This is a genomic window from Streptomyces sp. YIM S03343, from assembly GCF_054729195.1.
The window spans coordinates 3,313,346-3,339,234 of sequence record NZ_JBPUKX010000001.1 but is presented as its reverse complement, the minus strand read 5'-3'; the positions used below and the strand labels follow the sequence as shown (position 1 = coordinate 3,339,234).

The 25,889-nt window shown below is 68.3% G+C and carries 24 protein-coding genes and 1 pseudogene; 14 read left to right on the top strand and 11 right to left on the bottom strand.

From position 1 onward, the window contains the following. Nucleotides 1-84: 84 nt before the first annotated feature. Nucleotides 85-492 (top strand): VOC family protein, encoded by a 408-nt coding sequence (locus ACSYGN_RS14115; protein ID WP_460395461.1) that lies wholly within the window; start codon nucleotides 85-87, stop codon nucleotides 490-492. A gap of 87 nt (nucleotides 493-579) precedes the next feature. After that, nucleotides 580-2,112, top strand: coding sequence for an ISL3 family transposase (locus ACSYGN_RS14110; RefSeq protein WP_460395459.1), 1,533 nt, complete (start codon nucleotides 580-582; stop codon nucleotides 2,110-2,112). Nucleotides 2,113-2,192: 80 nt separating this feature from the next. On the opposite strand, the gene ACSYGN_RS14105 is transcribed toward ACSYGN_RS14110, so the two are convergent. From ACSYGN_RS14105 to ACSYGN_RS14065, 9 genes and pseudogenes are all read right to left on the bottom strand, one after another. Continuing rightward, nucleotides 2,193-3,875, bottom strand: a complete 1,683-nt coding sequence (locus tag ACSYGN_RS14105; RefSeq protein WP_460395457.1) for an ISAzo13 family transposase — start codon at nucleotides 3,873-3,875, stop codon at nucleotides 2,193-2,195. 73 nt (nucleotides 3,876-3,948) lie between these two features. Then, complete coding sequence (locus tag ACSYGN_RS14100; RefSeq protein ID WP_460395455.1) at nucleotides 3,949-4,500, bottom strand: hypothetical protein; 552 nt, start codon at nucleotides 4,498-4,500, stop codon at nucleotides 3,949-3,951. A 620-nt stretch (nucleotides 4,501-5,120) separates the two neighbouring features. Then, nucleotides 5,121-5,355, bottom strand: a pseudogene (locus tag ACSYGN_RS14095) (transposase); the annotation flags it as partial. A gap of 195 nt (nucleotides 5,356-5,550) precedes the next feature. Further along, nucleotides 5,551-6,546, bottom strand: a complete 996-nt coding sequence (locus ACSYGN_RS14090) for an ABC transporter ATP-binding protein (RefSeq protein ID WP_460395453.1) — start codon at nucleotides 6,544-6,546, stop codon at nucleotides 5,551-5,553. After that, a complete protein-coding gene (locus ACSYGN_RS14085) occupies nucleotides 6,543-7,541 on the bottom strand; it encodes an ABC transporter ATP-binding protein (protein WP_460395451.1) in 999 nt (332 codons plus the stop codon). Before ACSYGN_RS14085 ends, ACSYGN_RS14090 begins: the two co-directional genes overlap by 4 nt. Beyond that, the gene (locus tag ACSYGN_RS14080; protein ID WP_460395449.1) at nucleotides 7,538-8,470 is read right to left on the bottom strand and encodes an ABC transporter permease; all 933 of its coding nucleotides are present in this window, start codon (nucleotides 8,468-8,470) and stop codon (nucleotides 7,538-7,540) included. Before ACSYGN_RS14080 ends, ACSYGN_RS14085 begins: the two co-directional genes overlap by 4 nt. Continuing rightward, nucleotides 8,467-9,549, bottom strand: coding sequence for an ABC transporter permease (locus tag ACSYGN_RS14075; RefSeq protein ID WP_460395447.1), 1,083 nt, complete (start codon nucleotides 9,547-9,549; stop codon nucleotides 8,467-8,469). Before ACSYGN_RS14075 ends, ACSYGN_RS14080 begins: the two co-directional genes overlap by 4 nt. A 58-nt stretch (nucleotides 9,550-9,607) precedes the next feature. Then, entirely contained in the window at nucleotides 9,608-11,479 is a 1,872-nt protein-coding gene (locus tag ACSYGN_RS14070) for an ABC transporter substrate-binding protein (RefSeq protein ID WP_460395445.1), read from the bottom strand. Nucleotides 11,480-11,850: 371 nt separating this feature from the next. Next, nucleotides 11,851-12,387, bottom strand: a complete 537-nt coding sequence (locus tag ACSYGN_RS14065; protein ID WP_460395443.1) for a hypothetical protein — start codon at nucleotides 12,385-12,387, stop codon at nucleotides 11,851-11,853. A gap of 146 nt (nucleotides 12,388-12,533) precedes the next feature. Here ACSYGN_RS14065 and ACSYGN_RS14060 point away from each other — a divergent pair, with 146 nt between their 5' ends. From ACSYGN_RS14060 to ACSYGN_RS14035, 6 genes are all read left to right on the top strand, one after another. Continuing rightward, the gene (locus ACSYGN_RS14060; protein ID WP_460395441.1) at nucleotides 12,534-12,710 is read left to right on the top strand and encodes a hypothetical protein; all 177 of its coding nucleotides are present in this window, start codon (nucleotides 12,534-12,536) and stop codon (nucleotides 12,708-12,710) included. A 194-nt stretch (nucleotides 12,711-12,904) separates the two neighbouring features. Then, nucleotides 12,905-14,527 carry a peptide ABC transporter substrate-binding protein gene (locus ACSYGN_RS14055; RefSeq protein WP_460395439.1) on the top strand — a complete coding sequence of 541 codons (1,623 nt, stop codon included), beginning with the start codon at nucleotides 12,905-12,907 and terminating at the stop codon, nucleotides 14,525-14,527. 6 nt (nucleotides 14,528-14,533) lie between these two features. Beyond that, nucleotides 14,534-15,457, top strand: a complete 924-nt coding sequence (locus tag ACSYGN_RS14050; RefSeq protein WP_460395437.1) for an ABC transporter permease — start codon at nucleotides 14,534-14,536, stop codon at nucleotides 15,455-15,457. Next, nucleotides 15,450-16,427: an ABC transporter permease gene (locus tag ACSYGN_RS14045; RefSeq protein ID WP_460395435.1), complete on the top strand. Its 978-nt coding sequence runs from the start codon at nucleotides 15,450-15,452 to the stop codon at nucleotides 16,425-16,427. The genes ACSYGN_RS14050 and ACSYGN_RS14045 overlap by 8 nt, the downstream gene beginning before the upstream one ends. A 6-nt stretch (nucleotides 16,428-16,433) precedes the next feature. Beyond that, nucleotides 16,434-17,450, top strand: coding sequence for an ABC transporter ATP-binding protein (locus ACSYGN_RS14040; RefSeq protein WP_460395433.1), 1,017 nt, complete (start codon nucleotides 16,434-16,436; stop codon nucleotides 17,448-17,450). Then, nucleotides 17,413-18,537 (top strand): ABC transporter ATP-binding protein, encoded by a 1,125-nt coding sequence (locus ACSYGN_RS14035; protein WP_460403452.1) that lies wholly within the window; start codon nucleotides 17,413-17,415, stop codon nucleotides 18,535-18,537. The genes ACSYGN_RS14040 and ACSYGN_RS14035 overlap by 38 nt, the downstream gene beginning before the upstream one ends. Before the next feature lie 128 nt (nucleotides 18,538-18,665). Here the strand turns inward: ACSYGN_RS14035 and ACSYGN_RS14030 are convergent, their stop codons facing one another. Further along, entirely contained in the window at nucleotides 18,666-20,810 is a 2,145-nt protein-coding gene (locus ACSYGN_RS14030) for a S9 family peptidase (RefSeq protein ID WP_460395431.1), read from the bottom strand. Nucleotides 20,811-21,000: 190 nt separating this feature from the next. Here ACSYGN_RS14030 and ACSYGN_RS14025 point away from each other — a divergent pair, with 190 nt between their 5' ends. Continuing rightward, nucleotides 21,001-21,195, top strand: a complete 195-nt coding sequence (locus ACSYGN_RS14025; protein WP_046733847.1) for a hypothetical protein — start codon at nucleotides 21,001-21,003, stop codon at nucleotides 21,193-21,195. A 428-nt stretch (nucleotides 21,196-21,623) separates the two neighbouring features. Further along, nucleotides 21,624-22,550, top strand: coding sequence for an RpnC/YadD family protein (locus ACSYGN_RS14020; protein WP_460395429.1), 927 nt, complete (start codon nucleotides 21,624-21,626; stop codon nucleotides 22,548-22,550). A gap of 212 nt (nucleotides 22,551-22,762) precedes the next feature. Here the strand turns inward: ACSYGN_RS14020 and ACSYGN_RS14015 are convergent, their stop codons facing one another. After that, a complete protein-coding gene (locus ACSYGN_RS14015) occupies nucleotides 22,763-23,422 on the bottom strand; it encodes a hypothetical protein (RefSeq protein ID WP_460395427.1) in 660 nt (219 codons plus the stop codon). Between the two features lie 439 nt (nucleotides 23,423-23,861). On the opposite strand from ACSYGN_RS14015, the gene ACSYGN_RS14010 reads away from it, so the two are divergent. The 4 genes from ACSYGN_RS14010 (at nucleotide 23,862) to ACSYGN_RS13995 (ending at nucleotide 25,846) form a co-directional block, all read left to right on the top strand. Beyond that, entirely contained in the window at nucleotides 23,862-24,209 is a 348-nt protein-coding gene (locus tag ACSYGN_RS14010) for a hypothetical protein (protein WP_460395425.1), read from the top strand. A 94-nt stretch (nucleotides 24,210-24,303) separates the two neighbouring features. Then, nucleotides 24,304-24,462 carry a hypothetical protein gene (locus ACSYGN_RS14005; RefSeq protein WP_460395423.1) on the top strand — a complete coding sequence of 53 codons (159 nt, stop codon included), beginning with the start codon at nucleotides 24,304-24,306 and terminating at the stop codon, nucleotides 24,460-24,462. Between the two features lie 83 nt (nucleotides 24,463-24,545). Further along, the gene (mshB, locus tag ACSYGN_RS14000) at nucleotides 24,546-25,433 is read left to right on the top strand and encodes an N-acetyl-1-D-myo-inositol-2-amino-2-deoxy-alpha-D-glucopyranoside deacetylase (RefSeq protein WP_460395421.1); all 888 of its coding nucleotides are present in this window, start codon (nucleotides 24,546-24,548) and stop codon (nucleotides 25,431-25,433) included. Next, a complete protein-coding gene (locus ACSYGN_RS13995) occupies nucleotides 25,430-25,846 on the top strand; it encodes a DUF6113 family protein (RefSeq protein ID WP_460395419.1) in 417 nt (138 codons plus the stop codon). Before mshB ends, ACSYGN_RS13995 begins: the two co-directional genes overlap by 4 nt. Nucleotides 25,847-25,889 lie beyond the last annotated feature (43 nt).

Below are 25,889 nucleotides of genomic sequence, written 5' to 3'. Positions count from 1 at the left end.
GTTTTCGGCTCCCGGCGCCTCACATGGTGCCGGGAGCTGGCTTTTCCGGGCTCGTACGATCAACGCGCCGCCAGGGGGACCGAGATGTTTCACCACATCGAGCTGTGGGTCCCGGACCTGCCGCGTGCGGCTCGCGAGTGGGGCTGGCTCCTTGCCCGACTCGGCTATCACCCGTACCAGGAGTGGGCACATGGCCGCAGCTGGCGCCAGGGGTCGGCATATCTCGTCGTCGAGCAGTCCCCGGCGATGACCGGCACCCACCACGACCGGATGCGCGCGGGGCTCAACCACCTCGCCTTCCACGCCGGAACACGTACCGAGGTCGACGCGCTGGTGAGCGCAGCCCCTGCAAACGGCTGGACGCCGCTCTTCGCCGAGAGGTATCCCCACGCGGGCGGGCCGGATCACTACGCGGCCTACATCGCGAACACGGACGGATTCGAGGCGGAGCTGGCGGCCTCTGATTCCGGTCCTCCAGCTGAGGGACTCTAAGGGCTTGCCGGGAATGGGAGTGTCTAATCAACGGCCCTGTCTCACTTTCGGTGGTGACGGAAAGTCGTGAGGGGTCGTTGCATTCTTGTGAAGGATGTCAACGAGCTCGTGCAGACGGTGTTCTCGGGCCTGTCCCCGCTGGTCATCGAGAACGTGGCCGACGAAGGTGAGCGGATCGTGGTGCGGGCACGGACTCCGCGGGACACTGCGGTCTGCCCGGTCTGCGTGGCCTCGTCGGAACGCGTGCACGGCTATCACTGGCGGACGGTGGCCGACGTACCGGTCGACGAACGACGGGTAGCGGTCCGTGTGCGGGTGCGACGCCTGGTGTGTCCCACGCGCGGCTGCCACACCTTCCGCGAGCAGGTACCCGGAGTGTTGGACCGATACCAGCGGCAAACGGTCCGTCTGACGAGGCAAGTCATGGCCGTCGTCAAGGAGTTAGTGGGCCGAGCCGGGGCGCGTTTGCTGGCGATACTCGCGGTGAGCCTGTCGCGTCACACGGTCCTACGCACCCTGCTGCGGATCCCGTTGCCCACCGGGCGGGTGCCCCGTGTGATCGGCATCGACGACTTCGCTCTGCGCCGGCGCCACCGCTATGCCACCGTGATCATCGACGCCGCGACCCATGAGCGGATCGACGTGCTGCCCGACCGCACGGCCGACACCCTGGAAGCGTGGCTGCGCGAACATCCGGGCATCGAGATCGTATGCCGTGACGGCTCGGCGACCTATGCCGAGGCCATCCGCCGTGCCCTGCCTGACGCAGTGCAGGTCGGTGATCGCTGGCATTTGTGGAAGAACCTGTGTGAAGCCGCCCTGAGCGAGGTGAAGGCACACAGCAGCTGCTGGGCCACCGTACTGGACGCGCCGATCTACGACGGCCCCCGCGCCCAGACCACCCTCGAACGCTGGCACCAGGTCCATGGCCTGCTCGACCAGGGCGTGGGCCTACTCGAATGCGCCCGCCGCCTGCAACTGGCCCTGAACACCGTCAAACGCTATGCCCGAGCCGACCGGCCCGAGCGCATGCTCCGCGTCCCCAAGTACCGTGCCAGCCTGGTCGATCCCTACCGCGAGCACCTGCGAAAACGCCGGGCTGAGGACCCCGGCGTCCCCGTCCTGCACCTCTTCGAAGAGATCAAGTCCCTGGGCTTCACGGGCTGCCTCAACCTCCTGCACAAGTACATCAACCAAGGCCGTGCGGACGCCGACCGCAGCCATATCTCCCCGCGTCGGCTCGCCCGGATGCTGCCGACCACGCCCGACAAGCTCAAGGCCGAGCAGCAAGAGCTTCTGGCCAAGCTCACCGCCGCTTGCCCCGAGATGACCCAACTGGCCGCAAATATCAGGGACTTCGCCCCGCTCCTTGCCTCTCACGCCGACAATGCCGACGCGCTCTTGCGCTGGATCGTCCAGGTCCGCGGCGCCGACCTGCCACACCTGCATGCCTTCGCCCGAGGTCTGGAACGAGACCGCGACGCCGTAGACGCCGCCCTCACACTTCCGTACAGCAACGGCCCCACCGAGGGCGTCAATACCAAGACCAAGAGGATCGCGCGCCAGATGCACGGACGAGCAGGCTTCACCCTACTTCGCCACCGCATCCTCCTCGGATAGCCGCACTCTCCGTCACCACCGAAAGTGAGACAGGGCCGTTAAATTGACACACCCCTTCGAGGCTAAGGGCTCGCAGAGCATTAACTCGCAGTCTTGATCTCTGGGGTGGTGATGCCTGCGTCGCGTGCCATATTGAACAGGTCGTTCAGTGTGGCGAGTTGGTGTTCGGCGGGGTGGAGGTCGTGGCTTGCGGTTGCCAGCAGTTCCCGGATGTCTCTCAGGCGCCGGTTGATTGTCTCGGGCCGGACGCTGAAGAGGGCGGCGATAGCGATCTCGGGTAGGCCGTGGCGGTAATGGAGGACGGCGGCCAGGAGGCGGTCGGCGAGGGTGAGAATCGGGCGGCGTCCGGTGTTGCCGTCGCCCTTGGCGCGTGGGCGGTGGCCGCGTCGTTTGTCCAGGTGCGTCTCGCGCTGGGCCTCGTGGAGGGTGGTCAGCGTGGTGATGAGGTAGTCCCACTCGTGCGGGGGCAGCCCGGTCAGGGCCGGGTGGCAGAGCCAGGAGAGGTCGGGGCTCGGCTGGTCGAAGGGGTCCGGGGCGTCATTGACCTGGGCGTATGCCTCGGGGCGGAGGGTGTAGTTCCAGTCGCCGTGCCAGTCGTGGTGGGTCAGGGGCAGGGCTTCCATCTGCCCGTCACCGATGCGGATCCCCGTCTCATAGACGGTGGTATCGAGTTCCGCGTGGACTCTCAGGCCGGTGCGAGTGGTGGTCGCGGCGATGGACTGCACGATGACCTCGTGGCTGGTCAGGGGCCTGCCGCGCCAGTTCATGGTGATGTGGGAGAACAGCCGGTGCTCGATCCGGTTCCACTTCGAAGTGCCGGGAGGGAAGTGACAGACAGTGATGTTCAGGCCGGTCTCCAGGGCGAGGGCGGCGAGTTCGGCCTTCCAGGCGCGGGTCCGGTATCCGTTGGAACCGCCCGCATCGGCGGTGATCAGCAGTCGGCCGGCCTGCGGGTAGTCCTCCTTGCCGCGGCCCTTCCACCAGCGGCGGATGGATTCGACGGCGAAGGCGGCGGTGTCATGGTCGGTGCCGACACTGACCCAGCCGGTGTTGGTGGCCAGGTCGTAGATGCCGTAGGGCACGGCCTTCCCGAGTTCTCTGTCCGGGAAGTCATGGGTGCTGACCTGCACGGGGTCGCCTGCGGGCCGCCACTCGCGCCCGCCGTTCCTGTATGACCCGACGATTTCCTTCTTCTTCGTATCGACGCTGATCACCGGGTCCCCGGCGTCGATATGGATCGTGGCCTGCTCGTTGATGTAGCGGAACTGGCTGTCCCGGTCGGGGTGCTGCCGGCCTTCGATGGTCTTGGCGTTGCCCTGGAGGCTGAAGCCTTCCTCGCGCAGCACGTCGGCGACGGTGTCAGCGGATATCCGGTGGCCCTGGCGGGTGAGTTCGGCGGCCAGATGACGGGTGGACTTCGTCGTCCACCGCAACGGCGACATCGGATCACCCCGCACATCCGGCTCGACCAGGGCCAGAAGCGCCGGACGAAGTCCCGGGTCCAGATCGACCGTCCGTTTGCGGCCTCCGCCCACCCGGCGCACCCGCCCCAACGGGGCATCGCCGGAATCCAGTTCATCCGCACCCAGGGACACCGTGGCCTCCCGCACCCCGGCGGCCCGGGCGACCAGCCTGATCCCGCCATGGCCGATCGACCGGGCTTCCGCTCCTATCAGCAGACGCCGTTGCCGCTCGTCGAGATGCGGGAAGATCGCCTCGAACTTGGCTGCCAGAGCTGCCCGTTGCTCCTCCGATGCGCCCATACCACGCCAACGACTCGACCGGCGGGAAGCTACGGGTTAATGCTCTGCGAGCCCTAAGTTACCGGTATTGAGGTTAGGGCCTGGACTTCAGGAGGAAGGCGAATTCGGCGGTTCCGCCGCACCATTGAGCCTCGCTCCCGGTTGTATTCACCTCGAAGTAGCGGCGAAATTGGATCTGCTTGTTGTTGAAGGTCACCGTCTTCTTGATGGGGTAAGTTTGGGTCGTGGACGTGCCACCCTTGACTTGGACGACATACCGGCCGTCTGTCCCGTAGACGACCTTGTTGTTACCGTTCACCAGGTTTATGCGGCCGACGTTGACGCTCTTACCCGCGATAGGCGCCGTGTATTTCACGCTGAGCTGCCTGATGTAAGCACTGGACTTTGTCACCTTGCCGAGGCTCCACGTGGCCGTCGCGGTGAACTGATTTCCCTTCTTGCAACTCGCCTGCCCTGCAGCGTCGATGCTCAGTTGCCCGCTCTTGTAGCTATGAGCTGTAGAAGTGCGCTTGGCAGTGGTAGTCGTTGCAAGTTTGGTCGTGGCCGACGCCTGTCCGACGAAGACCAACAGCGTCGTCGCAGCGGCTGCAGAAGTGACGATCAGGCCCCGTGCGCGCGTCTTCAAGTTTTTCCCCTCGTTTTTTGGTCGTTTGTCGGCTTCATTGCTTCATTTGCTTGATGTGCCGACACATGGATGCTATGCGAGTGGCTGATTGGGCCGCAAGGTATTTGATCAAGGTTTGAGGTGCCGCACGGCGAAAGGTGCCCGGTACTACAGCCGGTGTTGTCACGGTGAGTGGTCTCGTCGGTGGTAGTGGCTGATGCGGGCTCGTGTCTGATGTCTGCGGCGCCAGCGGTTCCAGTGCAGGGCGAGCCAGGTCCTGGCCGCGCGGGCGGGAGCCAGGACGATGCGGTCGTACATGCGGCGGATCTCGTTCAGGGACAGCGGGACGGCGGCTTCCTCTTGGTCTTCGGTCGGGTCGATGGGGTTGGGTGAAGTTCCACCGATGATCTGGACAGGTTGATACTGGGACGGATGGTCCCGGAGGAAGCAGTTCAGGTCTGTGAGTAAGAAGAGCAATACGAGCAAGCGGTACTCGGACGAGTTCAAGAGGGACGCGGTCGAGTTGGCGCTCTCGTCGGACAAGACTGTGACCGAGGTCGCCCGGGACCTGGGTGTGAGCCCCGAGGGTCTGCGGGGCTGGGTGAAGCAGGCGAAGACCGACCGGGGCGAGGGTCCGGCGGGTGCGCTGTACACCGTGCTCTTGGGCGGCAGGTCGTGCGGGAGGTAGCGCCACTGGCAGCCGGTACGGGCCTGGTACAGGATCGCGTTGACGATCTCCCGCATCTCGTACTGGCCTGTATGCCCGCTGACTGAGGGATGCCTCGCCTTCCAGGCCGTGATGACCGGGCGGATCAACTGCCATGCCTCATCCGGCAGATCACTCGGGTACGGCTGGCGCCTGTCTACGCTCCCCATCGGACCGCACCACGGCCAACCGTGAAGCCCAGAAATCGGATAACCAACCATCAACCGCAACAAGAACCGCCGAACGCTCGCAGCACACCCACCGAGGGACTCGCACGGCTCTGACGCCGGATGCCTGCCGGGCAGGCCCGGCCCGTGGGCACGTCGCCGCGTCTTTACGGACCGGCGTCCGCGTGTCCCGCGGAGTCAGCCGTCGGCCTCCGCCCCCGCCCAGTGGCACGCCACCTGTCCCCTGCCGCCCCCGTCCAGCACCCCCGGCTCCCGGGACCGGCACGCCGCCGCCACCCCCGCCCGCTCCGCCTCCCCGCTCGCCAGCACCTGGCACCGGGCGTGAAAGCGGCAGCCCGAGGGGATACGGGACGGGTCCGGGGGCTCGCCGGTGAGGACCACCGGGGCGCCCGGGGCCTCCGGGAGGACCGACAGCAGCGCCTGTGTGTAGGGGTGCCGGGGCGCGGTCAGGACGTCCTCCACCGTGCCCGTCTCCACGATCCGGCCGAGGTACATCACCGCGACCCGGTCGGCGATGTTCCACGCGAGGCCCAGATCATGGGTCACCACCAGGGCGGACAGGCCCAGTTCGGTGCGCAGGCGCAGCAGCAGGGCGAGGATCTCGCCGCGTACGGAGGCGTCCAGCGAGGCCACCGGCTCATCCGCGATGACCAGCTCCGGCTCCAGGACCAGGGCGCCCGCGATCACCACCCGCTGGCGCTGGCCGCCGGACAGCTCGTGCGGGTAGCGCAGGAAGAAGCGTTCGGGCGGTCTGAGCCCCGCCCGGGCCAGGGCCTGGGCGACCGCCGCCCGCTCGTCCCCCGTGTGCCGGTGGACGCGCAGTCCTTCGGCCACCGCCTCGTACACCGTGTGCCGGGGGTTGAGGGAGCCGCTCGGATCCTGCAGCACCAGCTGGACGCGTCTGCGGTAGGCCCGCAGAGCCCGTGAGGAGTACGCCAGCGGTCTGCCGTCGAAGCGCACGCTTCCCGCGGTCGGCGGGACCAGGCCGAGCAGCGAGCGGGCCAGGGTCGTCTTGCCGCAGCCCGACTCGCCGACCAGGGCCACGATCTCACCGGCGCCGATGTCGAGTTCGACGCCGTCCACGGCACGGGCCGGCGGGGCGCCGTGACGCCCCGGGAAGGTCACCTGCAGGCCCTGGGCGCTGAGCAGCGGCGGCGGTGGTGGTGTCGTCACGTGGCGCTCCTCGCATCCTCTGCGGCGGTGGCCCGGCCGGGTACCGGAGCCTCCACATGCACACAGGCGGCCCGCCGTCCCTGCCCCGCGTCCCGCAGCGCCTGGTCCTGTGCGGCGCAGCCGTCCAGGGCCACCGGGCAGCGGGGGTGGAAGGCGCACCCGGAGGGCAGCGCCGCCGGGTCGGGCGGGTCGCCTGCCAGACCACGCGGGGCGAACCGGGAGGCCGGGTCGCCGATACGGGGGAACGCGGCCGACAGGCCCTTGCCGTACGGGTGCAGCGCGTCCTCGTACACCGCCCGCGCTGGGCCCTCCTCGACCACACGGCCCGCGTACATCACCGCCAGCCGGTCACAGGTGTCGGCGAGCACCGCCAGATCGTGACTGATCATGATCAGAGCCAGCTCCTGCTCGGTGACCAGCTGCTGGATCAGCCGGAGGATCTGCGCCTGGATCATCACATCGAGGGCGGTGGTCGGCTCGTCGGCGATGACCAGCCGCGGGCCGCAGGCCAGCGCCATGGCGATCATGACGCGCTGGCGCTGGCCCCCGGAGAGCTCGTGCGGATACGCCGTCGCCCGCCCGGCCGACAGGCCCACCTGCTCCAGGAGCTCGCCCGTCCGCTTCTTCGCTGCCCCCGCAGTCGCCCTCCCGTGCAGCAGGATCGGCTCGGCGATCTGGTCGCCGACGCGGTGTACGGGATTGAGCGAGTGCATCGCACCCTGGAAGACGATCGAGGCGCCCGCCCAGCGGACCGCGCGGACGCGTCCCCACCGCATGGTCAGGATGTCCTCGCCGTCCAGGAGGATCTCGCCGCCGACCCGGGTACCGGTCGGCAGCAGCCGCAGCATCGCGAGCGCCAGCGTGGACTTGCCGCAGCCGGACTCCCCGGCGATGCCGAGCTTTTGGCCGGCCGGCAGCGACAGGTCGACGCCCCGTACGGCGGCGGCCCCGCCCGGGTACGTCACGTCAAGGTTCCGGACCTCCAGCAGCGTCAACGGGCCACCCCCAGCCTGGGATCGAGCACGGACTCGACCGCCCGCCCGCACAGCGTGAACGCCAGCGCGACCAGGGCGATCGCGATGCCGGGCGGCACCAGGTACCACCAGTCCCCGGCACTGACCGCGCCCGCCTCACGGGCGTCCTGCAGCAGCCCGCCCCATGAGACGACCGTCGGATCGCCGAGACCGAGGAAGGCCAGCGTCGCCTCGGCGAGGACGGAGGAGGAGATCATCAGGGTCGTCTGGGCGAGGACCAGCGGCATCACGTTGGGCAGCACATGCCGGGTCATGACATGCCGGTGGCCGCCGCCGAGCGCCCTGGCCCGTTCGATGTACGGCCGTGACTCCACCGCGAGTGTCTGCGCACGCACCAGCCGGGCCGTCGTCGGCCAGGTGGTGACGCCGATCGCGAGGATCACCGTACCCAGTGAGCGGGACATCACGGTGGCCAGCGCGATGGCGAGCACCAGCGTGGGCATCACCAGGAACCAGTCCGTGATCCGCATCAGCACGGTCCCGTACGCTCCGCGGAAGTGCCCGGCGGTGATGCCGACGACCGCGCCGATCGCCACCGACAGCACGGCCGCGAGCAGCCCGACGAGCAGCGAGACCCGCGAACCCCAGATGACCAGACCCAGCAGGTCACGCCCGAACCGGTCGGTGCCCAGCGGGAATTCGGTACTCGGCGGCTGAAGCGGACTGCCCGGGGCGTCGGTCACCCTGGCCACTTCGGAGCCGACCGTCAGCGGTGCGGTCAGCGCGACGAGCGCGAACAGGGCGAGCGCGGCCAGGCCGAGGAGCCCGGCGCGATGGGTGCGGTAGCGCTGCCAGAACCGTACGGCGGAGCGGCGGCGGCGCTGCCAGGCCAGCGAGCGCGGCCCGGTCGGACCGGCCTCGGGCAGCGGGGGAGTGGTGTCGGTCGTCATCGGCCCACCCGGGGGTCGAGCAGCGGATAGAGCAGGTCGGCCAGGGTGTTCATGATGATCACCGCGGAGGCGAAGACGAGGAACAGCCCCTGTACCAGCGGCAGATCGGGCACGCTCAGCGCCTGGTAGAAGAGCCCGCCGAGTCCCGGCCAGGAGAAGACCGTCTCGACCAGGATGACTCCGGCGACCGTCCGGCCGAGGTTGACGAAGATCAGTGTCACCGTCGGCAGCAGCGCGTTCGGCACGGCGTGCCGCCGCCGGACCAGGCTGTCCCGCAGGCCCTTGGCCCGCGCGGTGGTCAGATAGTCGCTGCCCATCTCGTCGAGCAGCGCCGAGCGGGTGACCAGCAGCGTCTGCCCGTACTCGACCGCGACCAGCGTGATCACCGGCAGGACCAGATGGTGGGCGACGTCGACGGCATAGCCGAAGCCCTCCTTGCCGCCCGATTCCATGCCGCCGGTCGGGAAGAGCCCGGGGACGGGGCCCACGCCCACCGCGAACACGATGATCAGAAGCAGGCCCAGCCAGAACGACGGGACGGAGTAGAGGGTCAGCGCCAGGCCGGTGTTGAGCCGGTCGCCGAGCCGTCCGTGCCGCCATGCCGAGCGTGTGCCGAGGAACATGCCGAGCGTGGTGTAGAGGACGAAGGCCGTTCCGGTCAGCAGCAGCGTGTTCGGCAGCGCCTCGGCGATCTTGTCGACGACCGGCGCCCGGAACTGGTACGAGGTGCCGAGGTCACCGGTGAGCGCCTTGCGGCAGTAGTCGGCGAACTGCTCCCACAGCGGCAGGTCGAGACCGAACTCCCTGCGATACGCGGCCAGTTGCCCGGCCGAGACCGGGCGGCCGCCCGTCATCGTCTTCACCGGATCGCCCGGGATCAGCCGGAACAGGAAGAAGCTGGTGACGAGGACGGCGAGCAACGAGACGGCGGCGCCGCCGAGTTTTCCACCGCCGTAACGCAGATAGGCGGCGGTGGTGCGCGCTCGCGGCCCGCGGACCGCAGGTCCGGCGGGGACCGGACCGCCGGGGGCCGGACCGGCGTCCTTGCCGACCGGCGCGGACGCTGCGTCAGCGGTCATGGCGGCCCGCCTGCCACTGGGCTGGTGTGAAGGGTCGGTTCATCGCGGACACTCGGGGCTACTCGCGGTCGTCGGCGGTGGCGCGGCGGCGCATCGCGATCAGCACCCCGGCGCCGGCCAGGACCACGACCCCCGCGACGATTCCGATGACGACGCCTGTCGAACTGCCGCCGTCCGAGGAGCCGTCGGACGCGGCCGGTACCGCGGACCACCAGCTCCAGTAGCCGTCCTGGCCGTAGATGTTGCCCGCGGCCTTGGGCATTGTCTCGATCGACTCGATCTGATCCGTGCGGTATGCCTCGACCGCGTTCGGGTACGCCATGACGTTCATGTACCCGAGGTCGTACAGCCGTGACTCCAGCCGCTTGACGAGATTCGCCCGTTCGGCGGGGTCGTACTCGGCGAGTTGACGGGCGTACAGACCGTCGTACGTCTTGTCGCAGACGAAGTTGTCGGTGGCGCCGGTGTCCTTCGGGGTCGCGGGCAGGGCCGCGCAGGTGTGGATGGACAGCACATAGTCCGGGTCGGGGTTGACGGACCAGCCGTCGAAGGCGAGGTCGTACCTGCCCGCGAGCCAGGGATCGGTGACGTTGTCGAGGCAGTCGAGCGTGACGCCGACGCCCAGCTTGCCCCACCACTCTCTGAGGTACTGGCCGACCGCCTTGTCGTTGGGATCGGTGGCGTGGCACAGGAGACGGTAGTCCAGTGGCTTGCCGTTCTTGCCGACCCGCTTGCCGTCGCCGTTCTTCTTGTAGCCCGCCTCGTCGAGCAGCCGGGCCGCCCCGGCGGGGTCGTAGGCGAGTTCCTGGCTCGCCGAGGGCTTCCAGAAGTACGTCGAGAAGCGCGGCGGGATGTAGCCCTGGCCCTGGACCGCGTGCCCCTGGAACACCTTGTCGATGATGGTCTTGCGGTCGACGGAGAGGAACAGGGCGTGCCGCACCCGTTCGTCCAGCAGGGACGCGTCGCCGTCCCCGAACTTCTGGCCGTTTCTGGCCTGCGCGCCCGGGTTGACGGCAAGGGCGTAGAAGCGGCGGCCGGGGGCGTCGTTGACGTGGATGTCCTTGTCGCCCTTGAGGGAGGCTGCCTGCGCCGGTGTCAGGGACGGCGAGCCCGCGACGAAGGAGACCTCGCCCTTGCGCAGGGCGGCGACGGCCGCGTCCTGGTCCTTGTAGTACTTGAACTCCAGCTCGTCGAACTTCGGCGCCCCGCGCCAGAAGGTCTTGTTGGCCTTCAGCCGGACATAGCTGTCGGGCTTGTAGTCGCTGAGGACGAACGGGCCGTCGCCGACGACGGGGAAGGTCTTGTCGTTGTTGAACTTGGAGAAGTCGCCGACCTTTTCCCAGATGTGCTTGGGCACGATCGGCACGTCGAGTGCGGTCATCGTGGCCTGCGGCTTCTTCAGCTCGACGACGAGCTCGGTGGGGTTCGGGGCCGTCACCTTCCGGAAGTTGGTGACGAAGTTGCCGTTCGCGGTGGCCGCGGCCTCGTCGGTCATCATCTTGTCGAACGTCCAGGCCGCGTCGTCGGCGGTGACCTTCTGCCCGTCGGACCATGTGGCGTCGGAGCGGATCGTGTAGGTCCAGGTGAGCTTGTCGGCCGACGGTGACCACTTGGTGGCCAGGCCCGGGATCGGGTGGCCGTCACCGGGGTCGTAGTCGGTCAGGTACTCGTATGTCAGCCGCAGGATGCTGGTGCTGACCAGCCGCATCGCCAGGAAGGGGCTGAGCGAGTCGACGCTCTGGGCGACCGCGAGGGTGAGGACCTTGTCGCTCTCCCGCGCCTCGGCCCGCTGGGGCGCGGGGTTGAGCGGAGTGGCGAGGCCCGCCGAGAGCGTCAGGGCCACGGCGCCGGCGGCGGCCATGAGCCGGGGGAGTGGGCGGGAGCGCACTCGAGGTAAGTGCCCTCTGCCGTGCTGGTCTTGTGTGCTCATAGGTCGTGACCTCGCGTCATCACTCGCACGGGGATGGCTGTCGGACTGCTTGAGCGGTGTGTCGTCTGTGGAGGGCCAGCTGGGTGATGAGTGTGTCTATCAGTGGTGTCTCCACGCGTCAACGGCGCGTCGAGCCTGCGTGGCCTGCGAAAACGCCGAATCGGCGGCCACTCGGGCAACCATTGGCCGAGACCGGTGAAGACGACCTGGTCGGGTCCTGACGGTGCTTCGGTACAAGTCTCCCGGTGCATGTCGTTGAACGCAGGTCGCCCCGCCGCACGAGATGCGGCGGGGCGACGAGGCGAGAACCGGTAGCTCCCGTGCCTATCGGTTCGAGCCGGGAAGTGCGAGGGCGGAACGCCGGGCGTGTGTCACCCGTACTGGATGCCCCACAGGTTGTTGTTGCGCTTCGCCGGCGCCACGATGCCGGACTTCTTCCACACCTTGTGCTTGACGCACTGCTGGCGGCCGTTGGGCTGGAGGTAGTACTTGGTGACGCTGAACCCCTTGGCCTCGTGGTACATCATGAGGCGGCCCTTGGTCTTGCCGGGCTTCTTCTCGACCTTCGCCGAGTAGGTCCAGATGTCGGACTTCGACCACGTCTTGCCGACGGACACGCTGAACGAGGTCGACGCCTTGGCGAAGATGACCCCCGCTTCGGTGCCCAGCTGAACGGTGCCCGTCGCCGTCCAGCTGCCCGTCTTGTTCTTCGAGTAGCTGATGGTCACGCCGGGCCTGGCCCAGTCGCTGTGCACGTTGGTCGGCTTCCAGACCGTCTTCTTGTCGGAGATCGTGTAGATGGGGGAGTCGTCGCACTTGACGCCCGCGGCGGCGGGCGTCGCGGAGACCGCGACCGCTCCGGTGCTGAGCAGGGCGCCGGAGACGAGAGTGCCGATGACACGTCTCACGTGGGTGTCCTCCGAATGTGTGAATGAGTGGAGTGGCAAGGCGGCCCGCCGAGGCGCGCCGCCTTGACCGGAACGCGTCACAGCTTTTCAGCCAACTCACGGCTGGTCAAAGTGACTTGAGTGAAAATTGAGCCTATGAGTGTTCCGTGACGGTGATGATTTCGGGACTGGCCGGGCGGATGGGCCCCAGCGTCCAGTCGCCGTACTGCCGCTCCACCCGCAGCCCCGCCTCCGTCACGAAGCGCGACACCGCCTTCCGGGTCAGGAAGCGCAGGGTCGACGTGCTGACCCGGGACGGGCGGGGGCCCGGCCCCCTTCCGTGAGAAGCGGACCGCTCCCCGTGCGCGCCGACGCGCGCCGGTGCGCCTCCGATGCCCGACCCGGTGTCCCTCCGATGCCCGACCCCGTGTCCCTCGGATGCCCCCCTCCCGTCCCCCAAAGGGTGCGATTCATATGCGCTACATCCCCTTTGCATCGATATTGACCGTTAATGGATCAGTGATCACAGGGAGGCGTCATGCGTGGAGCCACTCACGCCAGATGGGCCGTGTGCGCGGTGGCGGCTGCTCTCGTCGCCACCGGCTGCGGTGGCGGGGGCAGCAGCGGCGGCGGTGGCGGGACGCTCAGTGCCTCCTGGGGGGACCCGCAGAACCCGCTGGAGCCCGGCAACACCAACGAGGTGCAGGGCGGCAAGGTGCTCGACATGATCTTCCGCGGGTTGGTGCGCTACAACTCCAAGACCGGCGCCCCCGAGAACATGCTGGCCGACAAGATCACCTCGTCGGACTCGCAGAACTTCACGATCACCCTGAAGCCCGGCTGGACCTTCAGCAACGGCGAGAAGGTCACCTCCAAGTCCTTCGTGGACGCCTGGAACTACGGGGCGAGCCTGAAGAGCAACCAGAAGAACGCGTACTTCTTCGGGTACATCGACGGCTACGACAAGGTCCACCCGGACACCGGCAGCCAGACCGCGACCACCCTGTCCGGGCTGAAGGTCGTCAACAACAGCACCTTCACCGTCAAGCTCAGCCAGAAGTTCTCGACCTTCCCCGGCACCCTCGGCTACGCCGCGTTCTCCCCGCTGCCGCAGAGCTTCTTCAGCAACCACGCCGGCTGGCTGAACAAACCGGTGGGGAACGGGCCGTACACCATCGACTCGTACACCAAGGGATCGCAGATGTCCCTGAAGAAGTGGGACGGCTACCCCGGTGACGACAAGGCGCAGAACGACGGTGTGGACCTCAAGGTCTACACCGACTACAACACCGCCTACACCGACCTGATCTCAGGCAACCTCGACCTCGTCGACGACGTGCCCGCCGCGCAGCTCAAGAACGTCAAGAGCGACCTGGGCAGCCGGTACATCAACACACCCGCCGGCATCATCCAGACCATCGCGTTCCCGTTCTACGTCGCGGCGTGGAACACCAGCGGCGCGCAGAAGGTCCGTACCGGACTGTCCATGGCGATCAACCGCGCGCAGATCACGAAAACCATCTTCCAGAACACCCGCACCCCGGCCACCGACTGGACCTCACCCGTCCTCGGTGAGGCAGGCGGGTTCAAGGAGGGGCTGTGCGGGTCCGCGTGCGACTACAACCCCACCGAGGCCAAGAAGCTGATCCAGGAGGGCGGCGGACTGCCCGGCGGACAGGTGAAGATCACTTACAACGCCGACACCGGGTCCCACAAGGAGTGGGTCGACGCCGTCTGCAACTCCATCAACAACGCACTGGGCAAGGACAAGGCATGCGTCGGCGACCCCGTCGGCACCTTCGCCGACTTCCGCGCCCAGGCCTCCCAGCAGAAACTGAGGGGCCCCTTCCGGGCGGGCTGGCAGATGGACTACCCGCTGATCCAGAACTTCCTCCAGCCCCTGTACTACACCAACGCCTCCTCCAACGACGGCAAATGGTCGAACCAGCAGTTCGACAAGCTGGTCAACCAGGCCAACGCCGAGACGGACAAGACGAAGGCCGTGCAGATCTTCCAGAACGCCGAGAAGGTCGTCCGCGACCAGATGGCCGCGATCCCGCTCTGGTACCAGAACGGCAGCGCGGGCTACGCGAGCCGGCTGTCCGACGTGGCGCTCAACCCGTTCAGCGTCCCCGTCTACAACGAGATCAAGGTCAGCTGATCCCCCATGGGCCGCTATGTCGCCCGGCGTCTGCTCCAGATGATCCCGGTCTTCTTCGGCGCCACACTCCTGATCTTCCTCATGGTGAACGTGATGGGCGACCCCATCGCCGGGCTGTGCGGCCAGCGGACGTGCGACCCGGCCACCGCGGCGCAGCTCAGGAAGGAGTTCGGCCTCGACAAGCCGGTCTGGCAGCAATACCTGACCTATATGGGGAACCTCTTCACCGGCGACTTCGGTACCGCGTTCAACGGCCAGAAGGTCACCGAGCTGATGTCGTCGGCGTTCCCCGTGACGATCCGGCTGACGATCGTGGCGATCTTCTTCGAGATCGTCATCGGGATCACCCTGGGCGTCCTCACCGGTCTGCGCCGCGGCAGACCGGCCGACACCGGCGTGCTCGTCGCGACCCTGGTGGTGATCGCGATCCCCACCTTCGTCACCGGTCTGGTCCTCCAGCTGCTGCTGGGCGTCCAATGGGGGTGGATCAAGCCGTCCGTGTCGACCGAGGCCACGTTCGGCGAGCTGATCGTGCCGGGCCTGGTGCTCGCCTCCGTCTCCCTCGCCTACGTCACACGCCTCACCCGCACCTCCATCGCGGAGAACCAGCGCTCCGACTACGTCCGTACGGCCGTCGCCAAGGGACTGCCCCGGCGCCGGGTCATCACCCGGCATCTGCTGCGCAACTCCCTGATCCCGGTGATCACCTTCATCGGCGCCGACATCGGCGCCCTGATGGGCGGCGCGATCGTCACCGAGCGGATCTTCAACATCCACGGCGTGGGCTACCAGCTCTACCAGGGCATCGTCCGCCACAACACCCAGACCGTGGTGGGCTTCGTGACGATCCTCGTCCTGGTCTTCCTGATCGCCAACCTGCTCGTCGACCTCCTCTACGCCGTACTCGACCCGAGGATCCGCTATGCCTGAGCAGTACGACCCCCAGGGCGCCATCTCGTCCGCCGGCATGGGCGGCGCGATGGACCTCGCGGCGTCGGAGGCGGAGACCCTGGAGCGCACCCCGGGCGGCCCGGAAGGCACCGGACCCACCGGCAAACCGCGCTCGCTGTGGTCCGACGCCTGGCGGGACCTGCGCCGCAACCCCGTCTTCATCATCTCCGCGCTGGTGATCCTCTTCCTCGTCGTCATCTCCCTGTGGCCCTCGCTGATCGCCTCCGGCAATCCCCTCAAGTGCGACCTCGCCAAGGCCCAGCAGGGCTCCCAGCCGGGCCATCCGTTCGGCTACGACGGCCAGGGCTGCGACGTCTACACCCGCGTCGTCTACGGCGCCCGTACCTCCGTCGCGGTCGGCGTCTGCGCCACCCTCGGCGTCGCCCTGCTCGGCTCGTTCCTCGGCGGGCTCGCCGGGTTCTTCGGGGGCGGCACGGACTCGACGATGTCCCGCGTCACCGACGTGTTCTTCGCGATCCCCGTCGTCCTCGGCGGTCTCGTCCTGCTGTCCGTGGTCACCAGCAGCACCGTGTGGCCGGTCATCGGGTTCATCGTGCTGCTCGGCTGGCCGCAGATCTACCGCATCGCGCGCGGCGCCGTCATCACCGCCAAGGAGAACGACTACGTCCAGGCCGCCCGCGCCCTCGGCGCCTCCAACTCCCGCATCCTGCTGCGCCACATCGCACCCAACGCGGTCGCCCCTGTGATCGTCGTCGCGACCATCGCCCTCGGCACCTACATCGCCCTGGAGGCGACCCTTTCGTACCTCGGCGTCGGCCTGAAACCGCCGTCGGTGAGCTGGGGCATCGACCTCTCCTCGGCCTCCGCCTACGTCCGGCAGGCCCCGCACATGCTGCTGTGGCCGGCCGCCGCGCTCGCGATCACCGTCCTCGCGTTCATCATGCTCGGCGACGCGGTGCGCGACGCCCTCGACCCGAAGCTGAGGTGACGGCGCATGCTCCTCGAAGTGCGCGACCTGCACGTGGAGTTCCGCACCCGCGACGGGGTCGCCAAGGCGGTCAACGGCGTCAGCTACGGCGTCGACGCGGGCGAGACACTCGCCGTGCTCGGCGAGTCCGGCTCCGGCAAGTCGGTGACCGCACAGGCCGTGATGGGGATCCTCGACATGCCGCCGGGCCGGATCACCGGCGGCGAGGTCGTCTTCCAGGGGCAGGACCTGCTGAAGCTGAAGGAGGAGGAGCGGCGGAAGATCCGCGGCGCGAAGATGGCGATGATCTTCCAGGACGCGCTGTCCGCCCTCAACCCCGTGCTCTCCGTGGGCGACCAGCTCGGCGAGATGTTCGTCGTGCACCAGGGGATGTCCCGCAAGGACGCCCGCGCCAAGGCCGTCGAGCTGATGGACCGGGTGCGCATCCCGGGCGCCGAGGAGCGGGTGCGGCAGTACCCCCACCAGTTCTCCGGCGGTATGCGCCAGCGCATCATGATCGCCATGGCGCTCGCGCTCCAGCCGGCCCTCATCATCGCCGACGAGCCGACCACCGCCCTCGACGTCACCGTGCAGGCCCAGGTCATGGATCTGCTGGCGGAGCTGCAGCGCGAGTACCACATGGGGCTGATCCTCATCACCCACGACCTCGGCGTCGTCGCCGACGTGGCTGACCGGATCGCCGTGATGTACGCCGGGCGGATCGTGGAGTCGGCGCCCGTGCACGACATCTACAAGGCGCCCGCGCACCCCTACACCCGCGGCCTCCTCGACTCCATCCCCCGCCTCGACCGGAAGGGCCAGGAGCTCTACGCCATCAAGGGTCTCCCGCCCAACCTCATGCGCATTCCGCCCGGTTGCGCCTTCAACCCGCGCTGCCCCATGGCCCAGGACGTGTGCCGCACCGACGAGCCCCCGCTGTACGAGGTGGACGAACACCGGGGCAGCGCCTGCCACTTCTGGAGGGAGTGCCTCAATGGCGACAGCAATGGCGACACCGATCGCGACGGCAGAGCCGATTCTTGAGGTCAGCGGGCTCGTCAAGCACTACCCGCTGACCCAGGGCATCCTGTTCAAGAAGCAGATCGGCGCCGTGAAGGCCGTCGACGGCGTGGACTTCACCCTCGGCCGCGGCGAAACCCTAGGCATCGTGGGCGAGTCGGGCTGCGGCAAGTCCACGGTCGCCAAGATGCTGGTCAACCTGGAACGGCCGACGGCGGGCTCGATCCGCTACAAGGGCGAGGACGTCACCGAACTCTCCGGGCGGGCTCTGAAGGCGGTACGGCGCAACATCCAGATGGTGTTCCAGGACCCGTACACCTCCCTCAACCCCCGGATGACCGTGGGCGACATCATCGGGGAGCCCTACGAGATCCACCCCGAGGCCGCGCCCAAGGGCGACCGGCGCCGCAAGGTGCAGGACCTGCTGGACGTCGTCGGGCTCAACCCGGAGTACATCAACCGCTATCCGCACCAGTTCTCCGGCGGCCAGCGCCAGCGCATCGGCATCGCACGGGGGCTGGCGCTGCGCCCGGAGGTCATCGTCGCCGACGAACCGGTGTCGGCGCTCGACGTGTCCGTGCAGGCCCAGGTGATCAACCTGATGGACCGGCTCCAGAACGACTTCGAGCTGAGCTACGTCTTCATCGCGCACGACCTCTCGATCGTGCGGCACATCTCGGACCGGGTCGCGGTGATGTACCTCGGGCGGATCGTGGAGATCGGCACCGACACCGAGATCTACGAGCATCCCACGCACCCCTACACCCAGGCCCTGCTGTCCGCCGTGCCGGTGCCCGACCCGGGCGCCCGTGAGCAGCGGGAGCGGATCATCCTCGCGGGCGATGTGCCGTCCCCGACCCATATCCCGTCCGGCTGCCGGTTCCGCACCCGCTGCTGGAAGGCGCAGGAGCGGTGCGCGGTGGAGGTGCCGCTGCTGGCGGTGCCCGAGGAGTTCCGGGCGGCGGGCGGCCCGGCGGCGCATCCGTCGGCGTGCCACTTCGCTGAGGAGAAACGGGTGGTGCCGCCGGAGGATGACGGGGGCGCGGAGGGCCGGGAGCAGGGCGGGGCCGCCGGGGACCGGTTTGTGGACGAAGACAACGGGCCGGGGTGACATGGCGCACCCCGGCCCGTTTACGGCACCCGCACGGCCGTACGCTGTTCAGCGTCGCGCGTCCGTATATCGGTACCGATTCCGTTGAGTTGCCTGCGTGTTAACGCAGTTCGTGCGGGTTTGTGGGGTTATCGAGGCAGGCTGGGCAGTCCGAGAGCGCGCCGCAGGAAGTCGGACTGGAGCCGCAGCAGGTTCTCGGCGACGGTCTCCTGCGGGGTCATATGGGTGACCCCGGACAGCGGCAGCACCTCGTGCGGGCGTCCGGCGGTCAGCAGGGCCGAGGAGAGCCGCAGGGTGTGGGCGACGACCACGTTGTCGTCGGCGAGACCGTGGATGATCATCATCGGGCGGTGCGGCTCGGCAGCGTCGACCAGACCGGCGTCGTCGATGAGGGAGTTGCGCCGGTAGACCTCCGGCTGCTCGGCGGGGTGGCCGAGGTAGCGCTCCTGGTAGTGGGTGTCGTAGAGGCGCAGATCGGTGACCGGGGCGCCGACGACCGCCGCGTGGAAGACGTCCGGGCGGCGCAGCACCGCGAGGGCGGCGAGGTAGCCGCCGAAGGACCAGCCGCGGATGCCGACCCGGGTGAGGTCGAGCGGGAAGTCGGAAGCGAGCGCCTGGAGGGCGTCCACCTGGTCCTGAAGGACGATGGCCGCGATGTCGTCCTTGATGGCCTTCTCCCAGGCGGGAGAGCGGCCCGGGGTGCCCCGCCCGTCGGCGACGACGACCGCGAAACCCTGGTCGGCGAACCACTGCGAGGTGAGGTGGGCGTTGTGAGAGGCGGTCACCCGCTGGCCGTGCGGTCCCCCGTAGGGATCGAGCAGAACCGGAAGGGGTGAATCTCCGGCGTAGTCCTGTGGCATAAGCACGGCGCATGGGATTCGGCGTGCGCCCCCCTGAAGGAGTGTCATCCGAGGGGACATACCGGGATCCTCGGCGTAAGACGCGATGACCGCGGCCCGCTTACCGTCGCGCAGGACCTCGGCGTGTGTGCCTGGCCGGTCCGGTACCGCCGACACCAGTACCGTGACACCCCCGGCGCGGACGGCGGAGTGCACGCCGGGCGCCTGCGACACGCGCTCCAGGCCGAGCTCGTTCACCCGGTAGACATGCACCTCGCCGGTCTCCGGCGCCTCGGCCTCCTCGCCTGCGGAGGCGGAGATCAGCACGTCATCGGCGGTGACGTCGAGAACGGCGCGGACATGCAACTGGGGTCCGGTGAGCGGACGTTCACCGACGGTGAGCACACGGGCGCCGCCCTCGTCCGCCATCCGGACGAGCTGGCCGGAGGGGCTCCAGCAGGGCACTCCAGGGAAAAGATCCAGCCATTTCGGATCTTCGTCGGCATGCACCATCCGCGTCGCCCCGGAGTCCGGGTCCACGGCCAGATAGAGCTGGCTGCACTGGTCCCGGGCCTGCACCAGGATCAGCGGCGCACCCGCCCCTGACCAGTGCACTCGCGCCAGATACGGATACCGTGCACGGTCCCATCGGACCTCGGTCCGGTCACCCTCAAGGGTGATCGCGAACAACCGTACGTCAGCGTTGGCGGTCCCGGCCGCCGGATATGCGACGTGGTGTGGCTCACGTTCCGGACGGGCGGGATCGGCGATCCACCACCGTGTCACCGGCGTGTCGTCCACGCGCGCGACGAGCAGCCGGTCCGACTCCGGGGACCACCAGAAGCCCCGGGAACGCGCCATTTCCTCGGCGGCGATGAACTCGGCGAGTCCATAGCAAACCGACCCGTTTCCGTCGACCGACTCCGGCTCGGCAAGCGCACGGTCTCCGTCACCTTCGGCCCCCACCACCCGCATCGCCCCCTGGGCGACGTAGGCGATGTGCCGTCCGTCGGGCGCGGGCCGCGGATCGATCACCGGCCCCGGCACGGTGAGTTCACGGGCCGTCCCGGCCCGCAGCTCGGCGGTGAACAGCCGCCCCGAGAGAGCGAAAGACGCCAGCTCAACGGCCGAATCGGTGGCGTAACCGACGATTCCGGCACCCCCCTCACGGCTGCGCTCACGGCGTGCGCGCTCTTCCGGCGGAAGCCTCTCCTCCGCGCCCCCGAGCAGGGCGCGCGGGTCCGCCGCGACGCGCTCCTGACCGGCGTCCACATCGAGAATCCACAGGGAGTTGGCCCGGTCCGTGCCGGAGCCCGAGCGCAGGAAGGCGACGCGGGAACCGTCCGGCGCCACGGTGAACGCGCGCGGCGCGCCGAGGGTGAAACGCTGGGTACGGGCGTGCCGGCGGGGGAAGGAAGCAGGCTCGGTCGTCATGCCCCGACCATATTGGCCATGCGCCCCCTTGTGCGGCCGTGCGCCGATCGATGCGCGAGTGGGGATAGTTATGATCACTGGTGGTGAGTGGGTATCAACCTGCTGGCAACCACGAAGAATTGTTGTACCGATCTACTGCCCCCATAGTCCGAACCCCCCGTGTCCCCGGGATCTTTGGAGGTGAGCCGCCGTGGCACTCTCGATTTCGGCGGTGGTGCTGCTGGCGATCATCGTCTTTCTGCTGATCAAGAAATCAGGTCTGAAGGGCGGGCACGCGGTGGTCTGCATGCTGCTCGGCTTCTACCTGGCTTCGTCGACCGTCGCTCCCACGATCAGCGATCTGACGACGAACGTGGCGAGCATGATCGGCAGCATCAAGTTCTGACGTCCCCCTCCGGAGGGGGACACGTGATCAACGGCGCACGCCAGGCACGTCCTGCTGCCGCGCCGCGGGGGGCGAACGTGCTCAAGCCGCCTTGCGGCACGGCTGGTTGACCGGTCGACTGAACGGTCGACTGAACGGTCGACTGCGGAGACGACACATATCACGACGCTAGCCCGTGCCTTTCCCTGCTGGGGAGGCATGGGCCTTTGGTGTGCGCGCGGTCGGAGTGGCCGTCAATTCCGTTACGCAAACCCACTCCTGTGAGTGAATATCCGCTGTTCAGCTGGATATCAGCCCGGTTTTCAAACGATGCTCACGGCAACCGCAAACATGCGGACGGCCCCACCGGGAGTGGCGATCCTGGCGTGCGGGCCGGGACATCACGCGGAAGCCGAAAAGTCTCCGCGCACGCCACACCAAGGAAAACCATGGTCAGCTCGCCCCATGAGGCGATGCATCGCATCTTCCAGGACCACCCCGGTCTGTTCTCCGGGGTCTCGGCGGCACTGGGCGTCCACCTCGCCGTGCCCGCCTCGGTCACCCTCCTGCCCACCGACCTGACGGAGAACAGACCCCTCGAACGCCGCGTCGACACCCTGCTGAGGTTCGACGCGGAGGACGAGGAGGACTCGTTCGTCCTCGCCGTCGAGGCGCAGAGTGGCAAGGACCTCGACAAGCCGGCGAGCTGGGCGTACTACGCGTCGTACCTGCTGGCGAAGTACGGCGTGCAGCCGGTGCTGCTGGTGGTCTGCCAGGACCGCGCGACCGCCGAATGGGCGGCGAGGCCGAGCCGTTTCGGCCCGCGCGAGTACCCCCTGCTCACCCTGTGCCCGCTGGTCGCGGGCCCGCACAACATGCCGGTGATCATCACCGCCGCCGAGGCCCGCAAGGACCTGGCACTCGCCACGCTGTCCGCGATCACACATGCCAAGAATCCGGACATCGAGACCATACTGAAGGCCATGTCGACAGCCCTCCGGGAAACTCCCTCGGACGTCGCCGCCCCGATCATCGAACTCATCTCGCAAGGTATGGGCTCGTACCCAGCCGCCGAAACCTGGAGCAAACTGGTGTCCGTGGACCTTTCGTTTTACAAGTCACCGATCTCCCAGGAGATCCGCGCCGAGGGCCGGGAACAGGGCCTGGAACAGGGCCGTGCCGAGGGTGAGGTGCTGCGTGCTGCTGCGGACGTCCTGGATGTCTTCGACGTGCGCAGCATGGACGTGCCCGAGACCGTCCGTGAACGCATCCTCGACTGCGACGACCTGGAAACCCTGCGCCACTGGCTCCGCCGTGCCGTGATCGTCCCGACGGCCGAGGACATCTTCACCGGCGACGTCGCCGTGGACGAGTAACTCGCGACCATCAACGGGCGCGGCTGCCCTTGCCGGGTCGCGTCGCCCACTCCTGCTTCGAGCCGGCTCCGGGACGGTCGGGGCGCGTTGGGGACCGCAGGCCAGAGGCTGTACCTGCTCGGATTCCCCCGCCCTCCCAGGGCGGTGGCTCGATGCGGCGCCGTGGGCGTCGGTCGGAGGTGCGCCGACCGACGCGTCACTTCGTCGTTCCGTTACCCGAGAACCGAAGACGAATCGCAGCCGAGGCTGGCGCGGCTGGCGACGGTGAAGGTGATGCTGCCGGTGTTCTCCCAGATGTTGTTGATGTTGGTGAACAGCCACTTCGTCGTAAGACTGTGGTCAGCCGATGACAGGGTGGCCGTCTGTCCCTCCGTCCCTGGCCTGATCCGGAACGTGACCGCGGTGTCGCCCAGCTTCTGCGGCGGCGTCTCCTGCACGGTCAGCGTCGTCCCGGCGAAACTGCCCGGCCCTGTCACCGACTCCACCTGGGCCACCGCCATGATCGATGCCAGGTTGACGCGGTGGATGTGGTACTGCGCCCCCACGGGGTTGCGTGTGGTCTCCGGACGCCACCTGAACGTGAACGTCGACCCCGGCGCGATCCGCCCACCGAACGGGTTCGGCGAGGACGACTCGTGGATCACTCCCTCACCCAGACGGGCACCGAACACGTTCCGCCAGTAGAACTGCGGGCTGAGCCACGCGTTCCCGGGCTGGATGCACTCCGACGCATGTGCTGCCATGGCCCGTGCCGCTGTGGTGGGCTGTTCCTGCGCCGCGGCAGCGCTTCCTGGCAACGACGTCCCCAGCAGCATCGCCGCGACAAGCGTTCCCAGCCCCCACGCCCCCCGCCGCACACGCCGCACCGGCATGGCAGCAACCCTGCTGCGATCCGCCGCACTGTTTCCTGCTTCGTACACGCTCCTGCCCTTCTCTGCTGTTGACCACGTTCCAGGCAAGCCGCTCCGCGATACGTCGTCAGGAGCGAGTCATGACAGAGCATGCGTGCGGGGACGATCACGTACGAGTGAGACATGCGTGTACCTTCGGCACATTCACTCGAATCTCGTCAACGGGTGAAAAATTCAGCCGTTGCCGACACTCGAATTCCATGTGGGGGCCTCCAGGGCTTCCGCGTAGTCGCGGGACGCCCAGTTCGGGGCGAGCTGCCGGCTCAGCGGTGCTCTCGGAACGTGACAGGCATGGCTTCCAAGCCATTCGGCGCAACCGCACGTCGAGGAACTGCTGAGGCAAGGACCCATAAGCCACACCCGGCCCTCCCGGGCCACCTGACAACTTAGGGAGGACACCATGAGTGGCCCGGCCGGTCCCGGACGCGATCTCATTCCCCGTCCCGAACAGACACCGGAAGCATTGCGCGCGGCCCTCGCGGTGGTTGATCCGGCGCGTCTTGAGGAGATGCAGGCGACGAAAGACGAGGCCTTCGCCAAGGCGGTCGAGTGGCAGTCCTTGAGCCCGGTGCAGAGCTGGGTGCTGATGTGGGCCAGGGACATCGAGATCGCCCGTCGTCCGGACCTGTCCGCTCGCCTTGCGCGTGCGAAGGCCCATCTGGAACACGAGGATCCCGCGACCGCCGAAGAGGCATTGCGTGAGCTGAGTGTCGTGCTGGACATCGCGATGAAGGCAGTCCGCGGATGAGCTGGAAGTGGGAATACGCCTTCGGCGCTGAAGGGGCCGCACGGACCGCGCCTGCGGGTTTCCTCGCCGCGGTGGAAGCAAGGCGGCCGAGTTGGTGAGAGCTGCGGAGGCCGTCCACGTCCACGGCCGGGCCCACGACGGTGTGGACCCGAAGGGCGGAGATGTGATCGTTCCTGGTGGCATGTTCACGTATCAGGTCGTCGTTCGCAGCGAGCGGGTGTACATCGTCCAGATCACCTGTCTGCGCTTCTGAGCGGGCCGGATGCCCTCGGCCGGTGATGGTCGGCACGCCCGTGAGTGTCAAACGCGGTGCCCCCGGCCTCGTAGGCTGGGGGCATGACGGAACTGCCCGCCCGGCGGCTGCTGCTTGTGCATGCGCATCCGGACGACGAGTCGATCAACAACGGCGCGACCATGGCCAGGTATGCCGCAGAAGGCGTCCACGTGACGCTGGTCACCTGCACCCTCGGTGAGCGCGGTGAGGTCATTCCGCCCGAGCTGCGGCATCTCAGTGGCGCCGCGCTCGGCGAGTACCGCCTCGGTGAGCTCACCGCCGCCATGCGCGCCCTCGGGGTCGACGACTTCCGGCTGCTCGGCGGGGCCGGGCGCTACGGCGACTCCGGGATGATGGGGCTGCCGGACAACGACGATCCCCATTGTTTCTGGCAGGCCGATGTGGACGAGGCCGCAAAGGATCTCGTCCAGGTCATGCTGGAGGTCCGGCCTCAGGTCGTCGTCACCTACGACGACAACGGCGGGTACGGGCACCCCGATCACATCCAGGCCCACCGTGTCGCCATGCGCGCCGTGGAGCTCGCCGCCGAGGCCGGGCACCAGGTCGCCAAGGTGTACTGGAACCGGCTGCCCAGGTCCGTCGCCGAGGAGGCCTTCGCGCGGCTCCAGGAGGATCTCGCCGGACTGCCCTTCGGGCGGGCCGGTGTCATCGGTGATGTGCCCGGGGTCGTCGAGGACTCCGTGATCAGCGCCGTCATCGACGGTGCCGGATTCGCCGCGGCGGCCAAGGTCGCCGCCATGCGGGCCCATGCCACTCAGATCGCCGTCGCCGACGGGACGCCGCCGTACTTCGCCCTCTCCAATGAGCTTGCCCAGCCTCTTCTCACCCGCGAGTACTACCAGCTCGTGCGGGGAGAGGACGGAGCCGGTGACGGCCTGCACGAAGGTGATCTGTTCGCCGGGGTCCTGGGCGAGGAGGCGGGCCGATGAGTTCCGGTCGGCCCTCGCTGCTGCTTGCCCAGCCGTTGCCGCGGCCCTCTCTCTGGCGTGTCGCCGGCTATCTGCTGCTCTTCGTGGTGGGCGCCCTCGTAGGGGCCGCCGGGGCGCTCGTGCAGGGCGGCTGGTTCCCCGGCGGGCTGCTGCTGGCCCTCGCCGGGGCCGGCGGGCTGTTCCTCGGCGGGGCCCGCGCGGCCGGGAGCCGGGCCGGAGCGGTCGCGCCCGCCGCGGGCTGGCTGGTCGCCGTCATCACCCTCACCGCGACCCGTCCCGAAGGGGACTTCCTGTTCAGCGCGGGGAGCGGTTCCTATCTGTTCCTGCTCGGGGGCATGGCGCTCGCTGTGATCTGTGCCACCGTTGGCCATGGGCGGCAACCGGCCAGCAGGCAGGTCCGACTTGGCAAGTGACGTACCACTTCTCCCCACCTGGCGTGTGCGCGTCCGGTGCGGG

What these genes read in the sequence shown, in the direction of transcription:
- ACSYGN_RS14115 (WP_460395461.1), top strand. Translation starts at nt 85, where the DNA reads ATGTTTCACCACATCGAGCTGTGGGTCCCGGACCTGCCGCGTGCGGCT.
- ACSYGN_RS14105 (WP_460395457.1), bottom strand. Translation starts at nt 3,875, where the DNA reads ATGGGCGCATCGGAGGAGCAACGGGCAGCTCTGGCAGCCAAGTTCGAG.
- ACSYGN_RS14080 (WP_460395449.1), bottom strand. Translation starts at nt 8,470, where the DNA reads ATGACGACCGACACCACTCCCCCGCTGCCCGAGGCCGGTCCGACCGGG.
- ACSYGN_RS14075 (WP_460395447.1), bottom strand. Translation starts at nt 9,549, where the DNA reads ATGACCGCTGACGCAGCGTCCGCGCCGGTCGGCAAGGACGCCGGTCCG.
- ACSYGN_RS14070 (WP_460395445.1), bottom strand. Translation starts at nt 11,479, where the DNA reads ATGAGCACACAAGACCAGCACGGCAGAGGGCACTTACCTCGAGTGCGC.
- ACSYGN_RS14055 (WP_460395439.1), top strand. Translation starts at nt 12,905, where the DNA reads ATGCGTGGAGCCACTCACGCCAGATGGGCCGTGTGCGCGGTGGCGGCT.
- ACSYGN_RS14050 (WP_460395437.1), top strand. Translation starts at nt 14,534, where the DNA reads ATGGGCCGCTATGTCGCCCGGCGTCTGCTCCAGATGATCCCGGTCTTC.
- ACSYGN_RS14045 (WP_460395435.1), top strand. Translation starts at nt 15,450, where the DNA reads ATGCCTGAGCAGTACGACCCCCAGGGCGCCATCTCGTCCGCCGGCATG.
- ACSYGN_RS14040 (WP_460395433.1), top strand. Translation starts at nt 16,434, where the DNA reads ATGCTCCTCGAAGTGCGCGACCTGCACGTGGAGTTCCGCACCCGCGAC.
- ACSYGN_RS14035 (WP_460403452.1), top strand. Translation starts at nt 17,413, where the DNA reads ATGGCGACACCGATCGCGACGGCAGAGCCGATTCTTGAGGTCAGCGGG.
- ACSYGN_RS14030 (WP_460395431.1), bottom strand. Translation starts at nt 20,810, where the DNA reads ATGACGACCGAGCCTGCTTCCTTCCCCCGCCGGCACGCCCGTACCCAG.
- ACSYGN_RS14020 (WP_460395429.1), top strand. Translation starts at nt 21,624, where the DNA reads ATGGTCAGCTCGCCCCATGAGGCGATGCATCGCATCTTCCAGGACCAC.
- ACSYGN_RS14015 (WP_460395427.1), bottom strand. Translation starts at nt 23,422, where the DNA reads ATGCCGGTGCGGCGTGTGCGGCGGGGGGCGTGGGGGCTGGGAACGCTT.
- ACSYGN_RS14010 (WP_460395425.1), top strand. Translation starts at nt 23,862, where the DNA reads ATGAGTGGCCCGGCCGGTCCCGGACGCGATCTCATTCCCCGTCCCGAA.
- mshB (WP_460395421.1), top strand. Translation starts at nt 24,546, where the DNA reads ATGACGGAACTGCCCGCCCGGCGGCTGCTGCTTGTGCATGCGCATCCG.
- ACSYGN_RS13995 (WP_460395419.1), top strand. Translation starts at nt 25,430, where the DNA reads ATGAGTTCCGGTCGGCCCTCGCTGCTGCTTGCCCAGCCGTTGCCGCGG.